The following is a 16,147-nucleotide window of genomic DNA, read 5'->3' as shown; positions in this document are numbered from 1 at the left end:
GGCATGGTGCAGCTCAAGACAGACACATCCATCGAAGCCATGCGCGAGACCGGCCGGGTCGTGGCGCAACTTCTGACCGCCGTGCGGGAGGCCGCGAAGGTCGGCATCTCCCTGCGCGAACTGGACGAGGTGGCCCGCGGGGTCCTGCGTGACGCCGGCGCCGGGTCACCCTTCCTGAACTACCGGCCGCATTTCGCGCCCACCCCCTTCCCCGCCGTGATCTGCGCGTCGGTCAATGACGCGATCGTGCACGGCATCCCGACCGACCAGCGGCTGCGCGACGGCGATCTGGTGAGCATCGACGCGGGCGCGACGCTGGGCGGCTGGGCCGGCGACTCGGCGATCAGTTTCACCGTCGGCCGCGCCCGGCCCGCCGACACCCGCCTGGTCGAGACGGCCTTCGAGGCGCTGGCGGCGGGCATCGCTGCGGCGGTCGTCGGCAATCGGATCGGCGACATCGCGCATGCGATCGGCACGGTCTGCCGCAACGCGGGGTACGGCATTCCGGAAGGGTTCGGGGGCCACGGCGTGGGCCGGTCGATGCACGAGGACCCGGCCGTCCCCAACGAGGGACGACCGGGCCGCGGCATGCCGTTGCGGCACGGGATGGTGCTGGCGATCGAGCCGATGCTGATCGGCAGCGGCAAGGACGCCTTCCATCCGGACCGGGACGGCTGGACACTGCGCACGTCCGACGGCAGCCGTGCCGCGCACGCCGAGCACACGGTGGCGATCACCGACGACGGCCCGCGCATCCTGACCGCGCTGTGACGCCCTGGGGTCCGTCCGGCCCCAGGGTCTTTGGTTTGGATCAGGCCGGATCAGGGACCGGGGCACGCGAGCCCGGCATGAGCCGAACGAGCGGCCCTAGTTGTTCTGGATGAACTGCTTGGCGAGGGCGTCGCCGGCGGTGACGGCGGCACTGTGGCTCTCGATCGGCGACACCTTGGAGTTCTTGAACAGGATGTAGGTGACGCCGGATTCCGCGCCACCGGTCTCCGGATCGGGGTCGATACCGAGGGCCTCGGCGGTGGCGTACGAGGCCTCACCGATGATCCTGTTGGGGCCGGTATCGCCGACGACCGCGTACTCGACCTTGTTGTTGTAGATGACGGCGACGACGCCACCGCCCTTGATTCCGGCATCGCCGAAGTTCCAGATGCTGCTGACGCTCGGGACGACGACGTACGGCAGTTTCTCGGCGTTCAGGGGCTTTCCGGCGGAGGTCTCGAACGCCGTCCCGTTCTGGAACCACGGGTCGGTGTCCTCGTTGCAGGCGGTGGTGATCTCGCCGTCGCAGTCGATGTCCATGTCGGCCTTCCAGAACACGGCGCCGTTCTTGCCGCAGACCGGGATGGTTGCCGAAGTCTCCTCGTCCGTACGGTACTTGCCGTTGGATATCTGCGAACACGAGGTGACCTTGGCCAGCAGATCGGCCGCGCTGACGGAGCCCTCCTTGAGGTCCGCTCCGGCCCGGACCGGACCGGCGTGGGCGGCCGGGGTCAGGGTGACGGCCGCGAGCAGGGCGGCGCCGGAAGCGGCGGCGAGGGCGAGCGTTCTGGTACGCACAGTGGGGGTGCCCTTCCATTAGGAAACCTTCCTTACCGACGCGCACAACATGGCCCCGGGCGGATGCCTCCGTCAAGACCATGGGGCTGGTTCCTCGTTAATGAACACAAGGAACCAGCCCCGTACGGAACGCTATTGACGCATCGTCATCGATCGCGGCCGGAGGCCGCCCACCGTCACGGGCGGCCGCTCGGCGTCACGACCATCGCCGAGCCCCCGCCCCGGCGCACCTTCTCCGCGGCCGCCAGCCAACGCCCGTCCGGCAGTCGCTGCACACCCGTCGCCGCGCCGATCTCCGGGTTGAGCTTGAAGGCGTGCCCCAGCGACTCCAGTTCCGCCCGGACCGGGCTGTTCCACAGCCCCGGTTCGAGCTCCGTCGTCGCCGAGTTGCGCTGGCTGGCGCGCGGCGCCGCAATGGCGTCGACCAGCGGGAGCCCCCGGTCGACCGTGCCGATGAGCGACTGAAGCACGGTCGTGATGATCGTGGCACCACCGGGCGAGCCCAGGGCCAGCACCGGCTCGCCGTGCTTCAGCACGATCGTCGGCGAGATGGACGAGCGCGGGCGCTTGCCCGGACCGGGCAGGTTCGGGTCGTGGACCGCGGGGTTGGCGGGCGCGAACGAGAAGTCCGTCAGCTCGTTGTTGAGCAGGAAGCCACGCCCCGGCACGGTGATGCCGCTGCCGCCGGTCTGCTCGATCGTCAGGGTGTACGCGACGACGTTGCCCCACTTGTCGGCCGCGGTCAGATGGGTGGTGTTCTCCCCCTCGTACGTCGTGGGGGCGGCCGTTCCACCGGCCTCGCAGTCGGCCGGGTGCCTCGGGTCGCCCGGCGCCAGCGGGCTGGTCAGCACCGCGTCGTCCTTGATCAGGCATTCCCGCGCATCGGCGAACCGCTGACCGAGCAGCTCCCGCGTCGGCACGTCCTCGAACGCCGGGTCACCCACCCAACGCCCGCGGTCCGCAAAGGCGATCCGGCTCGCCTCGATGTAGCGGTGCAGATACCGCGCCTCGCTCGCCTTCGAAAGGTCCGTGGACTCAAGGATGTTGAGCGCCTCGCCGACGCTCGTGCCGCCGGACGAGGAGGGCGCCATGCCGTACACGTCGAGGCCGCGGTAGCGGGCCTTCGTGGGAGCCTGTCGCAGCGCCCGGTAGGACCGCAGGTCCTTCGCGGTGAGGTCGCCGGGCCGCACCACCCGGGTGGACTTCGGGTCGACGGGCGGATTGCGGACGGTCCGTACGACGTCGTCGGCCAGCTCGCCCCGGTACAACTCGTCGACGCCCTTGCGGCCCACCTGTTCGTAGGTGCGCGCAAGGTCGGGGTTCTTGAACACGGAGCCGACCACGGGCAGTTGACCGCCCGGCAGGAAGAGCTTTTTGGTCGCCGGGAAGTCGGCGAACCTGGCCTGGTTGCCCTCGGTCTGCGAGCGGAACGTGCTGTCGACGACGAAGCCGTCCGTGGCCAGCCGCTCGGCCGGTTTCAGCACCTGCCGCAGCGACTTGCTGCCCCAGGTGTCGAGCGCGGCGTCCCAGGTGGCCGGGGTGCCCGGCGTGCCCACGGCCAGTCCGCTGGTGACGGCCTCGTCGAAGGCGAGCGGTTTGCCGTTCTCCAGGAACAGCGAGGAGTCCGCGCTGCGCGGCGCGGTCTCCCGGCCGTCGATCGTCTCCACGGTATGCCTCTTGGCGTCGTAGTAGACGAAGTAGCCGCCTCCGCCGAGCCCTGCCGAGTAGGGCTCCGTCACACCGAGCGCCGCCGCGGTCGCCACCGCGGCGTCCACCGCGTTGCCGCCCCTGCGGAGCACCTCGATACCGGCGGCCGACGCGTCCGCGTCGACACTGGCGACCGCCCCTCCGTAGCCCACCGCGACAGGTGACTTGGGCAGCGCCGCCAACGGTGCCGCCGACGGTGGCGCGGACGAGGACGGGGCCGCCGCCCCGACCGTCACGACAGCGGCGAGAACAGCCGACAACGACACATTCCGCGCAACGGAACGTCGCATGCGCACCTCCAGTGCTGGATCGTCCGCGCAGGGTAACGCCGCGCCGCCCGCCCCGTCAGGTCCGCCGGGAAGCCGAGTCCGGATGCCCGCTAACATGCCCGCCCATGACTGACGACGTACGCAATATCGTGCTGGGCGTGATAGCCGCCGGCATCAGCGCCTCGCTGGGCTGGATCGCCCGCACCTGTCTCTGGCGCCGCAAGCTCCGCCGCAAGCAGGCGTTCTTCGGGCTGCCGGGCAATTCCGAGTGCCTTCTCGTCGTCAACCGCGACGCGAGCGGCGACGGCTCCGTCCACCGCCACGACGTCTTCGCCCTGCTGGAACTCTCCGCACTCATCAAGGACTGCTCGGCACACGCGCAGATCCTCTCCCACGACATCGCGCAGCAGGGGATCGGTGAGCGCACCGAGTTCTGTGTCGGCGGGCCGGTCTCCAACCGGCGGATGGCGGCCCATCTCCATTCGCTGCTGCCCGGTGTGAAGGTGAACACCGATCCCGAACCCGGTCCGGACCGCAACGCCTTCCAGATCGGTTCGGAGCGCTACCGGGTCGAGAAGGGGGTCGCCGAGTACGTGGTGCTCGCGCGGCTGACGACCGGTCAGGATGCCCGGCCGGTGTTCCTGTTCTGCGGGCAGCAGGCGATCACCAATCAGGCGGCCTCCCGCTACCTGGCCCGCAACCACGAGAAGCTGGCCCGCAAGCACGGCGACAGCACCTTCTGCCTGCTGCTGAAGGTGATCAACTCGCAGGCGTACGGCCCCGACGTGGTGGAGCTCGTCGCCGACGTGACCCGCGCCGCGCAGACCCCCGCACCGGCGCCGCGCAACTCGCACCGGGCGACGGGCTGAGTTCCCTGCCGCGCGGGGTCGGACAGGAGGCGGAGAACGGAACGCGCTCCGGTCACACGGAGCAGTGGGCCGGCCCGATGACACCGTCGGTGCCGGTCACCTTCACCGCCTCGCCCCGGTCCGCGGTGCGGGCCTGTGCGGCGGTGCAGATCAGCTGCTGGCGGGCGACCTCGGAGAGTGTGGTGACGGGTGCGTTCAGCCGGACCCAGACGCCGTTCGGGCCCACAGTGATGGTCAACTCGACGCGGAGGTACGGAAGTTCCGTGCGCAGATCGGTCGCGGCCTCGCTCTTGCTCGGCCCTTCGAAGAGCAGCGCGACCGCCCTGTCGGCCCCTCGCCACGCCACTTCCGTACCGCTGTCCGAGGAACTTCCCTCCAACGGCACCTCGTTGGGCCGTACGACGGGCATCAGCCGGCTCGCGGACGACGAGGACACGAAGTAGAGCAGCGTGCCCTGTTCGCGGCCCGGCGCCACCTCGACGGTCGCCGGGTCACCGACCTCGACGACATCCGTGGCCCGTATCCCGCACCCGGTTGCCAGCAGGACGAGGGGCAACAGGGCGCCGAGGGCACGTACGCCTCTCACGGTCCCTCCAGCGGCAGTTCCACGGTGAACACCGCGCCGCCCCCGGGCCCGCCCGCGGCGCGCACGGTGCCGCCGTGCAGCCGTACGTTCTCCTGGGTGATCGCCAGTCCGAGCCCGCTGCCGGCCGACCGGGTGCGGGCGGCGTCGGCCTTGTAGAAGCGGTCGAAGACATGGGGCAGCACGGCGGGGTCGATACCCGGACCGCTGTCCGCGACCTCGGTCACCAGCCGGTCCTCCGCCCCCCTCCGCTCGGTCCGCAGCCGTACCGTGACGGGCTCCGCTCCGTGCCGCAGGTGAGCGGACAGGTGGTGCCCGGCGGGTCACGCCCGCCGCAGCCGCCCACGCCCCGCCGCGATCACGGCGCCGACCTCCCGCAGCCGGAGCGGCCGGGCCAGCAGCGCCACCGTGAACAGGAGCACGAGGGAGCCCGCGCCCACCGCCGCGAAGTCCCCGAGCTCCGCGCAGCCGCGGGCGGCCAGGTACCCCAGCAGCCCGGCGGGCACGACCGCCGCCACCAGCCGGAGCTGCGCCCACAGCGTGGGCGAACGCACCGGTGAGGTCCCGGCGGCGCCGCCCCGGACGAGCCTGCGGTGCAGCACGTACGCGGTGGCCGCGAAGCCGGCGAACAGCGCCACGGAGTAGGCGCCGGCCATTCCCGTCACGGCCCAGCGGACCGGCAGCAGCAGATACGCGGCGACCGAGAGCCCGGCGTTGAGCGCCGCGATCACCAGATTGAGGAAGAACGGCGTGCGGGTGTCACTCATCGCGTAGAACGCGCGGGAGAGCACGTACTGCCCCGAGTAGGCGATGAGTCCGGGCGCGAACGCCATCATCATGCCCGCCATCACGGCGATGTCCGCGTCGTCCGTGAGCCCGTATCCGTACACCGCTCCCATCACCCACGGTGCCAGCGCGAACAGCAGGGCCACCGCGGGCACCACGACCGCGGCCGAGGTGCGCAGGGCGTACGAGACGTCGCGCCGCAGGCCCGGCAGGTCGTTGTCGGCCGCCGCCCGGCTCATCCGGGGCATCAGCGCGGTGACGAGCGAGACGGTCACGATGCCGTGCGGGACCACCCACAGCTGAAAGGCGTAGCTGTACGCGGTGTAGCCGGCGCCGCCCGCCAGTTCCATGTCCTCGGCGCGCTGGCCGATGGTGGTGGAGAGCCGGGTCACCACCCAGTAGGCGATCTGGTTGGTCAGCACGAGCGTGACCAGCCAGCCGGCCGCGCGCAGCGGCCGGGTGAGGCCGCTGCCCCGCCAGTCGAACCGGGGCCGCCAGCGGAACTTCGCGGCGCGCAGCGCGGGCACCAGGGCGAGCGTCTGGACGGCGATCCCGGCCGTAGTGCCCCAGCCGAGCCACTGGGCCTGCGCCTGGGTGAGCGTGCCGTCGGAGCCCGCCGCGATGCCGAGGTAGATCCCGAACACGGCGATGACGACCACGTTGTTGAGGACCGGGGTCCACATCATCGCGCCGAACCGGCCCCGGGCATTCAGTACTTGCCCGAGGAGGGTGAACAGTCCGTAGAAGAGGACCTGCGGCAGGCAGTAGCGGGCCAGGGCGACGGTGAGTTCGGCCTGTGCGTGGTGGTAGCCGGGGGCGTAGACCGAGACGATCCACGGGGCGGCGAGGACCGTGAGGCCGGTGAGGGCGAGGAGGCCGACGGTGCAGACAGTGAGCAGCCGGTCGGTGTACGCGGCTCCGCCGTCGGCGTGGTCCTTCGCCGCGCGCACCAGTTCGGGGACGAAGACGGCGTTGAGGGCGCCGCCGATGAGCAGTGTGTAGAGGATGTTGGGCACGGTGTTGGCGACGTTGTACCCGTCGGCCTGGAGTCCGGTGCCGAGCGCGGCGACGACGACCGCCGAGCGTATGAAGCCGGTCGCCCGGGAGACGATGGAGCCGGCCGCCATGACGGCGCCGTTGCGCAGCACCGAGCGGGGTTCGCGGTCCGCGACCTGTGTGGTGGTCGCTTCGGTGGCGGTCACCGGCGTGCCAGGTACGCCTGGAACGCCCGGTACAGCGTGTTGTTCGCGGCTCCGCCCACCGATGTCTCCCACTCTCCGAGCGTCTCGACGACCTGGCCGCCGGTGCCGAGCTTCCAGCGGAGCAGCCCGAAGGGGCGGTCGTCGGGGTCAAGGGTGGAGGGTACCCCGCGCATGTCATGCACATCGGCACCGAGCCCGTGGGCATCGAGCATCATCCGCCACTGCAGCGCGTTGCTGGGGCGGACCTCGCGGCGGTGGTCGGCGGAGGCTCCGGTCTGGTACCAGACCCGTCGGCCGGTGCTGATCATGGTGTGGGCTGCCAGGATCTCGCCCTGGTGGACGGCGAGGTAGAGCCTCATCCGGCCGGGCTGTTCGGCGTTGAGCACGGCGTACTGCCGCTGGTAGTAGGCGAGGGAGCGGCCGAGCCGGAAGCCGTCGCGTTCCTCGGTGATCCGCAGCAGCCGGTGGAACTCCGGGAGTTCGGACTCGCCGCCGATCACGATCCGTACCCCGGCCTTCTCGGCCCTGCGCACGTTGCGGCGCCATTCCTGATTGAGCCCGGACCACAGTTCGGCGGGCGTCCGTCCGGCGAGCGGCACGTGGAAGACATGGCGCGGCTGTGCGTCGGCGTCCTCTCCGTCGCCGCCGCAGCGGCGCCAGCCGCGGGCCCGGAGCCGTTCGGTGACGGCCGCGCCGAGCGGGTCCACCTCGCTCGCCAGCACGTCGGAGACCTTCCGGCCCGGCCCGGTGGCCGCCTTGAGACGGCCGGTGTCCCAGCGGCGGTACGCCGGTGAGGGACCGATCCGTACGGCGAAGGCACCGGCCCTGCGCAGATGCGCCATGAGCGGTCCGAGCCAGCCGTCGATGTCCGGGTCGGCCCAGTCGGCAACCGGGCCCTCGGGCAGATAGGCGAAGTATTTGCGGGTTCCCGGGAATTGCCGGTAGAGCACCAGGGCGGCTCCGGTCAGTTCACCGGACTCGCTGTGCCAGCCGACCGTCTCGGAGGTCCATCGGTCCTTCACCCCGGCCCAGGACGGATACTGCAGAAAGCTCGCCCCCGGGCGGGTGGCCAGGAACGCCCGGTGCTCGGCGGCGGTCAGGCCGTGTGTCCGTGGTTCCCGGCCATGGCGGCGGTCTCCGGTCGCGAGCAGCGCTGACATGTTCGTGGCCCTCCCTGGTCCGCCCCGCTGTCGGTTCTGCGGAGCCGCACAGGATGCTCACAGCGGTCCGTGACGGTGCCGAGCGGCGTATGTGACCGGACGATGACCGTTGTGCTGCGGTACATGTCACACAGGGCATTTCCCGGTTTTCGGCCGATTTGGGGAACCTATCGTCGGGTGAACGCCTCTCCATCGACGAGAAGCAATGCCTTGGAGGTTTTTCCGTTGATCGCTGCACGCCGGCCCGTACGCCGTACCGCTCCGCTCGGCCGCCCGGTCCGGCTCACCCTGGTCGCCGGTACCGCGGTGCTCGGTGCCATGCTCACCGCCTGTTCCGGCGCCACCGCGTCGGACTCGGATTCGGAATCGGGCAAGGGGCAGGCGGCCGCGCCGGCCTCCGACGCCAGGATCTCGGTGAACCTCCGGGGCAGCCAGGCCGCCCCGGGGACGCCGGTGAAGGTGACGCTCGGCACCGGGAAGCTGAAGGCGGTCACGGTGAGCGCGGACGGGGGCGAGGCGCTCACCGGCCGGATATCCGCCGACGGCAGGACGTGGACGTCGGACCGGCCGGCCGCGCCCGGCACCACGTACGGCGTCGAGGTGAGGACCACCGAGGGCGGCAGCGGCAAGGCCGGCTTCACCACCGCCACCGCCGACAAGGTCAACAAGCTGACCCTGGCCCCCGGCAAGAACACCACGGTCGGTGTCGCCCAGCCGCTGTCGATCGTCTTCGACAACCCGGTGAAGGACAAGGCGGCGGTCGAGAAGGCCCTGAAGGTCTCCACCTCGAACAACACCGAGGGCTCCTGGGGCTGGCTGCAGGACTACTCCGGCAAGGACCGCGTCGACTGGCGGCCCAAGGAGTACTGGAAGTCCGGTACGAAGGTCACCCTCGACGCCGATCTCAACGGCATCGACTCGGGCCCGTCCGGCGGCTGGTTCGTACGCGACTACCTGACCACCTTCACGATCGGCGCCGACCAGGTGGTCAAGGTCGACCTCGACCGCCACCGGCTGGCGCTGAAGCGGGACGGGAAGACCGTCATGGACGTGCCGATGTCGGCCGGCACCCCCGGCGGCGAGAAGGCGTCCTGGCGCGGCACCGCCGTGCTGATGGCCAAGGAGGGCACGATCAACATGCGCTCCGAGACGGTCGGCCTCGGCGACGCCTACGACAAGATGGTCGATTCGTCGATGCGGCTGACCTGGTCGGGGATGTACGCCCACGCGGCGCCGTGGAACGCGGCCTACTTCGGGGTGGCCAACCACAGTTCGGGCTGTGTCGGGATGAGCGACGCCAACGCCGGCGCGCTGTACCAGCAGGTGCGGGTCGGCGACCCGTTCGAGATCACCGGTGCGGACGCCAAGGGCACGGTCGCGGAGGGCAACGGGTACGGGGCGTGGAACGTGTCGTGGGCCGACTGGCAGGCGAAGAGCGCGCTGTAGCGGACGGGCGGCCCGGAGGCCCGTCGCCGGACGGGCGCGGCCAACAAGGAGAGCGGCACCTTCGTCACGTATCTCTACGACGAAGGGCCGCTCGGCCTCGGCAAGCTGGTCAGCAACGCCCCCTATACCTGGTGATCGACATCGTCGATCCGCTGTACACCGAGCACAACCCGACCGGATCGCAGCTGACCTTCTCCTCGCCCCCGGCGGACCCGTCGTACGTGTCCGTGCCGTTGTGCGAGAAGTGATCACCGGCTGCTGCCGGACGGGCACCGCTCTGCTGGGACCGCCTCGCGGCGGGCCCGGCTACTGCACTCCCGGCAGCAGCGTTCCTGGTTCGGCCGGTGCGATCTCCACGGCCTTCGTCTTCGGATTGCGCCGTTCCCGCTTGGCCACCCAGGTCGCGAACCAGGAGAGCAGCATGCACATCCCGATGTAGATCGGCGAGATCACCATCACCACAGGGATGAAGGGAAGATCGTAGTCGAGGTTGGACGCGATGAGCTTGCCCGCGTGGAGAAATTCCTCGTAGGTGATCAGATAGCCGAGCGAGGTGTCCTTCAGCGCCACGACCAGCTGGCTGATGATCGTGGGCAGCATGGCGCGCACCGCCTGCGGAGCCAGTACGAACGTGGTGACCTGCGTCTTGCGCAGCCCCAGGGCGTACGCGGCCTCGGACTGGCCGCGCTCCACCGAGACGATCCCGGTACGGAACACCTCGGCGAGCACCGAGCCGTTGTACAGGGTCAGCCCGGTGACCAGGGCGGGCAGCGGCTGCACCTTCAGCGCCACGAAGATGAAGAAGATCATCACCAGTACGGGCATGGCCCGGAAGAACTCCACGAGCAGCGTCGCGATCCAGCGCACGGCCCGGTGATCGGAGAGCCGGCCGACGGCGAGGACCGCGCCGAGCAGGAGGGAGAGCACCGCGGCGTACGCGAACGCCTTGAGGGTGTTGCCCAGTCCGCGCAGCAGCAGTTCCTGGATGCCCTTGTACGTGAAGGGGGTCCACTTGGCGCTGGTGAACTGATCGGTGTCGAAGAGCAGATAGACGACCCAGCCGAACAGCGCGAGGATCAGTGCCGTCGAGACGATCCCGTACAGGAGATGGCGCTTGCGGGTCGCCGGGCCCGGGATGTCGTAGAGCGCCGTGGCGGACGGCGCGGTGCGGGTGGTCATCGGGCGACTCCCCAGCGCTTCTCCATCACGTTGAAGAGCGCACTGATGGACAGGGTGATGATCAGGTAGCCGACGGCGATCCAGACGAAGGTCCAGATGATGCTGTAGCCCAGCTCGTTGAGGGTCTTGTAGGTGCCGAGCAGCTCGGTGACGCTGAACGCCCCGGCGATCGCGGAGTTCTTGGCGAGGGCGATGAGCGTGGAGCCGACCGGCGGGATCACCGACCGGAATGCCTGGGGCAGCACCACGGTGTTCAGCGTCTGGCCGAACGTCATGCCGAGGCTTCGGGCCGCCTCGCCCTGCCCCGTCGGCACGGTGTTGATGCCCGAGCGCAGCACCTCGCAGATGAACGCGGAGGTGTAGCAGCCGAGCGCGAGGACCGCGAAGACCTCGAAGGGGAGGACCAGGCCGAAGCGCGGCAGTCCGAGCAGGACCGCGAAGAAGAGCAGGGTCAGCGGGGTGTTGCGCAGCACCGTCACCCAGACCGTGCCGAGTACACGCAGCGAGCCGACGGGGGCCACCCGGCAGGAGGCCATGAAGAAGCCGAGGAGCAGGGCCAGGATCGAGGAGTAGACGGTCAGTTCGACCGTGCCCAGGAAACCTTTGCCGTAGAGCGAGAAATTCTCGGTGAGTACGTCCATGGTCGATGCCCGCCCTCTCAGGTCGCCGGGTAGCGGTCGATGGGCGGCGGCGTCGGCGCGGGCACTCCGGACAGACCGAGCGTGGCCTCGAACGCCTTCTTCCAGTTGCCGTTCTTCTCGTTCGCCTCCAGGGCGTCGTTCAGGGCGAACCGCAGCGCGTTGTCGCTGCGCGGGACGCCGATGCCGTACGGCTCCTCGGAGAACGGCTTGCCCACGACCTTCATCTCCTCGGGCGCCTTGGCCGCGAAGCCCAGCAGGATGGCGTCGTCGGTGGTGACGGCGTCGACCTGGTACGTCAGCAGGTTGTCGACGCAGATCGAGTACGTGTCGTAGGCGACCAGGATCGCCTTCGGGTAGTCGGCGGCGATGCGCTGGTACGGGGTCGACCCCGCGGCCGAGCAGACCGTCTTGCCGGCCAGGTCCTGCGGGCCGTTGATGTCGTGCTCGTCGGTGCGGACGAGCAGGCCCTGTCCGGCCATGTAGTAAGGACCGGCGAAGCCGACGAGCTTCTTGCGCATGTCGTTGATGGTGTAGGTGCCGACGTAGTAGTCGATCTGCCCGTTCTGCAGCGCCGTCTCGCGGTTGGCCGAGGCGATGGTCTTGAAGCGGATCGTCTTCGGGTCGAAGCCGAGCGAGGCCGACATCATCTTGGCGATCTCGATGTCGAAGCCGGAGTAGACACCGGTGGCCGGGTCCTTCTCGCCCAGATAGGGCTGGTCCTCCTTGGCCCCGACCCGGAGGTAGCCGCGCTTCTTCGCCTTCTTCCAGGTCGGCGAGTCGGGCAGCCGGAAAGCGGTGTCGACCTTGTACACCGGCAGCTGCTCGGGCTTCGGGCCCTTCACCGGCGGGCTGCCCTCCTTGCCGCACGCGGCGGCGAGCACGGCCAGCAGGAGACCGGCACAGGCGGCCAGAACTTTTCTCGTACGCAACACGGAGCCCCCCGTCAGTGCTTGAGGATCTTGGACAGGAAGTCCTTGGCGCGGTCGCTCTCCGGAGCGGTGAAGAACGCCTCGGGAGTGCGGTCCTCGACGATGCGTCCGTCGGCCATGAAGACCACGCGGTTGGCGGCGGAGCGGGCGAAGCCCATCTCGTGCGTGACGACGACCATGGTCATGCCGTCCCGGGCGAGCTGCTGCATGACCTCCAGCACCTCGTTGATCATCTCCGGGTCGAGCGCCGAGGTGGGCTCGTCGAAGAGCAGTGCCTTGGGATCCATGGCGAGGGCGCGGGCGATGGCCACGCGCTGCTGCTGACCGCCGGAGAGCTGGGCGGGGTACTTGTCGGCCTGCGAGGCCAGTCCGACCCGCTCCAGCAGTTCACGGGAGCGCCGGTCCGCCTCGTCCTTCTTCCGCTTGCGGACCTTGAGCTGGGCGAGCGAGACATTGGCCAGCACGGTCCGGTGCGCGAACAGGTTGAACGACTGGAAGACCATGCCCACTTCGGCCCGGAGCTGGGCCAGCCCCTTCCCCTCCTCGGGGAGGGGTCTGCCGTCGATCGCGATATGGCCGGACTCGATCGTCTCCAGCCGGTTGATGGTCCGGCAGAGCGTTGATTTACCGGATCCGGAGGGGCCGATGACCACCACCACCTCCCCGCGGCCGACGGTGAGATTGATGTCCTGCAGTACGTGCAACTGTCCGTAGAACTTGTTGACGTCCCGCAGCTCGATCAACGGATCGACGGCCATACGCTGCCCTACCCACTTTTCGCTGTGTCGAGGTCAGCGCAAACTATCCAGCCTGAAAAGGGACTTCGCCCCCGACACGCACAAATGGGGCATAAGGCTTCTTATCCGATTGCCATGAAAGCCCTACCCCTCGGCCGACTCCGAGTACACCTGCGAGAGCTCGGGGCTGCCCGCCATGGCCCAGTCCAGTCCGGCCTCGACCACGTCGATCTCCCGCCCGGAGGCGAGCCGCACCACGGGCTGCCCGCTCGGCCAGATGCTCCAGACCGCACCGGGGACGTTCCGCACCAGGACCGTCCCGAGGTACAGCCCCGCGTCGTTGCCCAGCCAGGGCAGTTCCTCGGGGTCGTCGCGCCAGCGCGGCGGCAACTGGTCGAGAGCCGCCAACGAGGCCGGGCTGTCGTCGAGTTCGAGCCCGCGCTGCCCCGCTCGGACACGTAGCAGCTCGCACTCGGCGAGGAGCTCGGCCACGCCATCGGGATCGGCCGCGACGGCGGCGGCGAGCCCCGCCCCCCGCGCACCGTCGTGACGCTTACGCCAGTTGTCCAAGAAAGGGATGTTCATGATCAGATCCCCTTGGGGGCGCAACCGCCGAACACAAGCCCCACCTGGGCGGCAGCCAGCCCGAACGAACGCAGATGGTTAGCTCTAGTTAGCTTCAGTTGGCTCACGTTCACCATGATCATCTCCCACTCGACTCCCACCGTTCCCCGCCAGGTCAACGTGGCGCAGTGCGACCATCAGCCCACCATGACACAAAACCGGCCCCGGGTCGCTGCACCTTGGGGGGTGTGGACTACGACCCGAGACCGGCAATGTGACCAACGATGGAGGGGGCCCCACGGTGATCACTCGTTCGTGTGAACATATGTTCGAGCAACGACAGTACATCCAGCCCTGCGGCATATGCCATGAAGCCGCAGGGCTGCCGCGTCGCCTCTCTGGCGAATCTCTCGATCAATCATGATCGAAAAATGCCGGAAAATAGCTGCTGACTTATGATCTTGCAGGTCAGAGCGTTTGTCGAGTGTCTGCCGACCTGCCGCCCTGGATCCTCGATCACCGCCGCACCCTCGGCGAACACATCCGCGACCGGCGCATGCACCAGAACCTCACCCAGGAGCAGCTCGCCCACTTGGTTGGGGTCTCCCGCGACACCGTCCAGCGCGTTGAGGGCGGCCAGAACGACGCGCGAATCAGCCACCTCTGGCGCATCGCCGCAGCTCTCGACACCACCGTCGCCGAACTCCTCGACGAATAGCAGCCGCTCTACTGGCAGCAGGGCCCGGCCCATACCTCAGCGTCCAGGACATGCGCGCCCTGCTGATCGCGGATGATGCCGACGCTGATCGCGCCAGCGGTCAGGGGTTGCTTGCACCAGATGCAGGCGCGGCCCTGCGCCTGCGCCCACGTCAGCCTCCCAGGATCGGGCAGCGGCCAGGACGCCCGCCGATCGGCCATGGCCGTCATAGCGCCTGCCCCTGTTCGCGGCATGCGCAGGCCGCGGCGTCCGAGCAGGCCCGCGGGAACCAGCTGTAGGCGGCACCCCCCTCGGGGCGGGCCCGCTGCTCGCCAAGGTCGGTGTCGGCGCCGACAGTGAGCGCTGTCCTGCACCAGACGCAGGACCATCCGCGCTGCTGCTGCTCCGTCAGGTCACTGACTGGCGGTAAGTCCCTCACGGTCATGGCGTCCCCGGCTCGTCGTTGATCAGGTACGAGACCAGCGTGACGGGCGCGAAGGGGCGCAACGCTCACAGATTCGTGAGCGTTGGCAGGTCAGGCCGTGAGCGCGACTACAGGCCGATCCAGGCGGCCATGTGTCCGAGGGTGTCCGGGGTGCGGCGCGAGATGTGCACCAGGCCCTTGATGGTCTCGCGGGCTCCCGGGTGGTACCGGGTCTGCTCCGGAGCGGCGTGCCGGGCGTCGACGATGCTGCTCAGTGCGGCCTCGGTCCGGCCGGTCTCCATTTCTGAGCGCGCCTTGTCGATGAGGAAATGTGCCCGCCGGGACGTGGCCAGGGCCATCGGCAGGGTGATCTGCCGGGCCTGGGTGAGGGCTTCGTCGTACTGGCGCATCTCGACCGCAGCCGACATCTTGTGGAGCGCGACGTTCGTCGGGCCGAAGCTGAGCCAGTGGACTTCGGAGGCATCCCCGGTCCGCTCTGCACAGTCGCGGGCTTCGGCGATGTGGGTGTCGACCATGGTCTGCTGGTCGGCGCGGGCGGCGATGACGGACGCTCCGAGGTGGAGTTGCCCGGTGACGGCCACTGCCTCCCGGGTCTGCTCGGCTGCACCGACGATGCTGTGGCCGGCGGCGACGAGGCGCTGCCCGATTGTGTACTCACCCTCCCGGAAATAGACCAGGGCGCGCATGTACTGCCGGATGGCAGCCAGACAGGGGTCGGAGGCGCGATGGGCTGCCCAGTCCATACGGTCCAGGGCGACTGAGCTGAGGTCGTAGTAGCCGAGCTTCACCGAGATGTCGTGTGCGGTGCGGTACGTCGAGGCAAGGGCCTGCCACAGCTCCGTCGACTGTGCCCGCCAGGCCGCGGTGGTGAGTTCCGCGATGGTGGCGGGCAGCAGGCGGGCCGCGTTCCGCAGATGCGTGGCCCTGACCTGGGCGCAGAGTTCTTCAGCGCTCGCGATCAGGTGCTCTGCTGGCTGGTCCGGGATGGCGTCGTCGGCCCCCAGGTCGTACAGGTCGAGCGCTTCCCGGATGGGACGCACGAGTTCGGCGAGGCGGTCCTGCTGCAGTTCGGTCACGTAGGGCTGTCCCGTCAGCACGGTGACGTCGATCCGCAAGGCCTGGGCCACAGCCGCGACGAAGTCGAGGTTGGCGGGCTTGGCGCCGCACTCGACTTGGTTGAGGAGGCTGTACGAGTACGGGATCCGGGCGGCCAACTGTCGCTGTGTCAGCCTGGCGAGTTTCCGTTGCTCTTTGATCCGGGCGCCTGTGTGGTCGTCGTCCAGTCTGGGCATACTGGTCTCCGTTCCTGACTCGTCATCCGGAACGGTACCCGCGCGTCCGCGCGCTGGATCCCGCATCGCCCC

General features: G+C 69.4%; 15 protein-coding genes and 2 pseudogenes. 5 read left to right on the top strand and 12 right to left on the bottom strand.

From position 1 onward, the window contains the following. Window positions 1-3 precede the first annotated feature (3 nt). A complete protein-coding gene (gene map, locus OG978_RS34020; RefSeq protein WP_326768899.1) occupies window positions 4-771 on the top strand; it encodes a type I methionyl aminopeptidase in 768 nt (255 codons plus the stop codon). Window positions 772-867: 96 nt separating this feature from the next. Here map and OG978_RS34015 read toward each other — a convergent pair whose 3' ends face one another. Beyond that, window positions 868-1,569, bottom strand: a complete 702-nt coding sequence (locus OG978_RS34015; protein ID WP_326768898.1) for a glycoside hydrolase family 75 protein — start codon at window positions 1,567-1,569, stop codon at window positions 868-870. Between the two features lie 176 nt (window positions 1,570-1,745). Further along, on the bottom strand, window positions 1,746-3,566 hold the full coding sequence (gene ggt / locus OG978_RS34010) for a gamma-glutamyltransferase (RefSeq protein WP_326768897.1): 1,821 nt from the start codon (window positions 3,564-3,566) through the stop codon (window positions 1,746-1,748). A 104-nt stretch (window positions 3,567-3,670) separates the two neighbouring features. Here ggt and OG978_RS34005 point away from each other — a divergent pair, with 104 nt between their 5' ends. Beyond that, window positions 3,671-4,414, top strand: coding sequence for a hypothetical protein (locus OG978_RS34005; RefSeq protein ID WP_326768896.1), 744 nt, complete (start codon window positions 3,671-3,673; stop codon window positions 4,412-4,414). A 52-nt stretch (window positions 4,415-4,466) separates the two neighbouring features. Here OG978_RS34005 and OG978_RS34000 read toward each other — a convergent pair whose 3' ends face one another. The 4 genes and pseudogenes from OG978_RS34000 to OG978_RS33985 all read right to left on the bottom strand — a co-directional run bounded on the left by OG978_RS34000 (window position 4,467) and on the right by OG978_RS33985 (window position 8,145). Then, window positions 4,467-5,000 carry a hypothetical protein gene (locus OG978_RS34000; RefSeq protein ID WP_326768895.1) on the bottom strand — a complete coding sequence of 178 codons (534 nt, stop codon included), beginning with the start codon at window positions 4,998-5,000 and terminating at the stop codon, window positions 4,467-4,469. Further along, window positions 4,997-5,293, bottom strand: a pseudogene (locus OG978_RS33995) (ATP-binding protein); the annotation flags it as partial. The pseudogene OG978_RS33995 and the gene OG978_RS34000, both read right to left, overlap by 4 nt. Window positions 5,294-5,320: 27 nt before the next feature. Beyond that, window positions 5,321-6,985, bottom strand: a complete 1,665-nt coding sequence (murJ, locus tag OG978_RS33990; protein WP_326768894.1) for a murein biosynthesis integral membrane protein MurJ — start codon at window positions 6,983-6,985, stop codon at window positions 5,321-5,323. Beyond that, a complete protein-coding gene (locus tag OG978_RS33985; protein WP_326768893.1) occupies window positions 6,982-8,145 on the bottom strand; it encodes a lipid II:glycine glycyltransferase FemX in 1,164 nt (387 codons plus the stop codon). Before OG978_RS33985 ends, murJ begins: the two co-directional genes overlap by 4 nt. Window positions 8,146-8,370: 225 nt before the next feature. Here OG978_RS33985 and OG978_RS33980 point away from each other — a divergent pair, with 225 nt between their 5' ends. Continuing rightward, window positions 8,371-9,591 carry a L,D-transpeptidase gene (locus OG978_RS33980; RefSeq protein WP_326768892.1) on the top strand — a complete coding sequence of 407 codons (1,221 nt, stop codon included), beginning with the start codon at window positions 8,371-8,373 and terminating at the stop codon, window positions 9,589-9,591. After that, window positions 9,592-9,839 (top strand): annotated as a pseudogene (locus OG978_RS33975) (acyl esterase); the annotation flags it as partial. A 58-nt stretch (window positions 9,840-9,897) separates the two neighbouring features. Here OG978_RS33975 and OG978_RS33970 read toward each other — a convergent pair. The 5 genes from OG978_RS33970 to OG978_RS33950 all read right to left on the bottom strand — a co-directional run bounded on the left by OG978_RS33970 (window position 9,898) and on the right by OG978_RS33950 (window position 13,662). Continuing rightward, the gene (locus OG978_RS33970) at window positions 9,898-10,770 is read right to left on the bottom strand and encodes an amino acid ABC transporter permease (protein WP_326768891.1); all 873 of its coding nucleotides are present in this window, start codon (window positions 10,768-10,770) and stop codon (window positions 9,898-9,900) included. Continuing rightward, complete coding sequence (locus OG978_RS33965; RefSeq protein WP_326768890.1) at window positions 10,767-11,411, bottom strand: amino acid ABC transporter permease; 645 nt, start codon at window positions 11,409-11,411, stop codon at window positions 10,767-10,769. Before OG978_RS33965 ends, OG978_RS33970 begins: the two co-directional genes overlap by 4 nt. A gap of 17 nt (window positions 11,412-11,428) precedes the next feature. After that, the gene (locus tag OG978_RS33960) at window positions 11,429-12,340 is read right to left on the bottom strand and encodes a glutamate ABC transporter substrate-binding protein (RefSeq protein WP_326770245.1); all 912 of its coding nucleotides are present in this window, start codon (window positions 12,338-12,340) and stop codon (window positions 11,429-11,431) included. A 14-nt stretch (window positions 12,341-12,354) separates the two neighbouring features. Further along, a complete protein-coding gene (locus OG978_RS33955) occupies window positions 12,355-13,098 on the bottom strand; it encodes an amino acid ABC transporter ATP-binding protein (RefSeq protein WP_326768889.1) in 744 nt (247 codons plus the stop codon). Between the two features lie 123 nt (window positions 13,099-13,221). Continuing rightward, window positions 13,222-13,662, bottom strand: a complete 441-nt coding sequence (locus tag OG978_RS33950; RefSeq protein WP_326768888.1) for a DUF6278 family protein — start codon at window positions 13,660-13,662, stop codon at window positions 13,222-13,224. A gap of 463 nt (window positions 13,663-14,125) precedes the next feature. Here OG978_RS33950 and OG978_RS33945 point away from each other — a divergent pair, with 463 nt between their 5' ends. Continuing rightward, on the top strand, window positions 14,126-14,359 hold the full coding sequence (locus OG978_RS33945; protein ID WP_326768887.1) for a helix-turn-helix domain-containing protein: 234 nt from the start codon (window positions 14,126-14,128) through the stop codon (window positions 14,357-14,359). Window positions 14,360-14,890: 531 nt separating this feature from the next. On the opposite strand, the gene OG978_RS33940 is transcribed toward OG978_RS33945, so the two are convergent. Then, entirely contained in the window at window positions 14,891-16,075 is a 1,185-nt protein-coding gene (locus OG978_RS33940) for a helix-turn-helix domain-containing protein (RefSeq protein ID WP_326768886.1), read from the bottom strand. Window positions 16,076-16,147 lie beyond the last annotated feature (72 nt).

Source organism: Streptomyces sp. NBC_01591 (assembly GCF_035918155.1).
Taxonomy (GTDB): Bacteria; Actinomycetota; Actinomycetes; order Streptomycetales; family Streptomycetaceae; genus Streptomyces.
This window is presented reverse-complemented; position numbering and strand designations above follow the sequence as displayed.

Excerpts from the sequence above, each read along its gene's own strand:
- OG978_RS33970 (WP_326768891.1), bottom strand. The coding sequence starts at position 10,770 with ATGACCACCCGCACCGCGCCGTCCGCCACGGCGCTCTACGACATCCCG.
- map (WP_326768899.1), top strand. The coding sequence starts at position 4 with ATGGTGCAGCTCAAGACAGACACATCCATCGAAGCCATGCGCGAGACC.
- OG978_RS33985 (WP_326768893.1), bottom strand. The coding sequence starts at position 8,145 with ATGTCAGCGCTGCTCGCGACCGGAGACCGCCGCCATGGCCGGGAACCA.
- OG978_RS33955 (WP_326768889.1), bottom strand. The coding sequence starts at position 13,098 with ATGGCCGTCGATCCGTTGATCGAGCTGCGGGACGTCAACAAGTTCTAC.
- OG978_RS34005 (WP_326768896.1), top strand. The coding sequence starts at position 3,671 with ATGACTGACGACGTACGCAATATCGTGCTGGGCGTGATAGCCGCCGGC.
- OG978_RS33940 (WP_326768886.1), bottom strand. The coding sequence starts at position 16,075 with ATGCCCAGACTGGACGACGACCACACAGGCGCCCGGATCAAAGAGCAA.
- OG978_RS33965 (WP_326768890.1), bottom strand. The coding sequence starts at position 11,411 with ATGGACGTACTCACCGAGAATTTCTCGCTCTACGGCAAAGGTTTCCTG.
- OG978_RS33950 (WP_326768888.1), bottom strand. The coding sequence starts at position 13,662 with ATGAACATCCCTTTCTTGGACAACTGGCGTAAGCGTCACGACGGTGCG.
- ggt (WP_326768897.1), bottom strand. The coding sequence starts at position 3,566 with ATGCGACGTTCCGTTGCGCGGAATGTGTCGTTGTCGGCTGTTCTCGCC.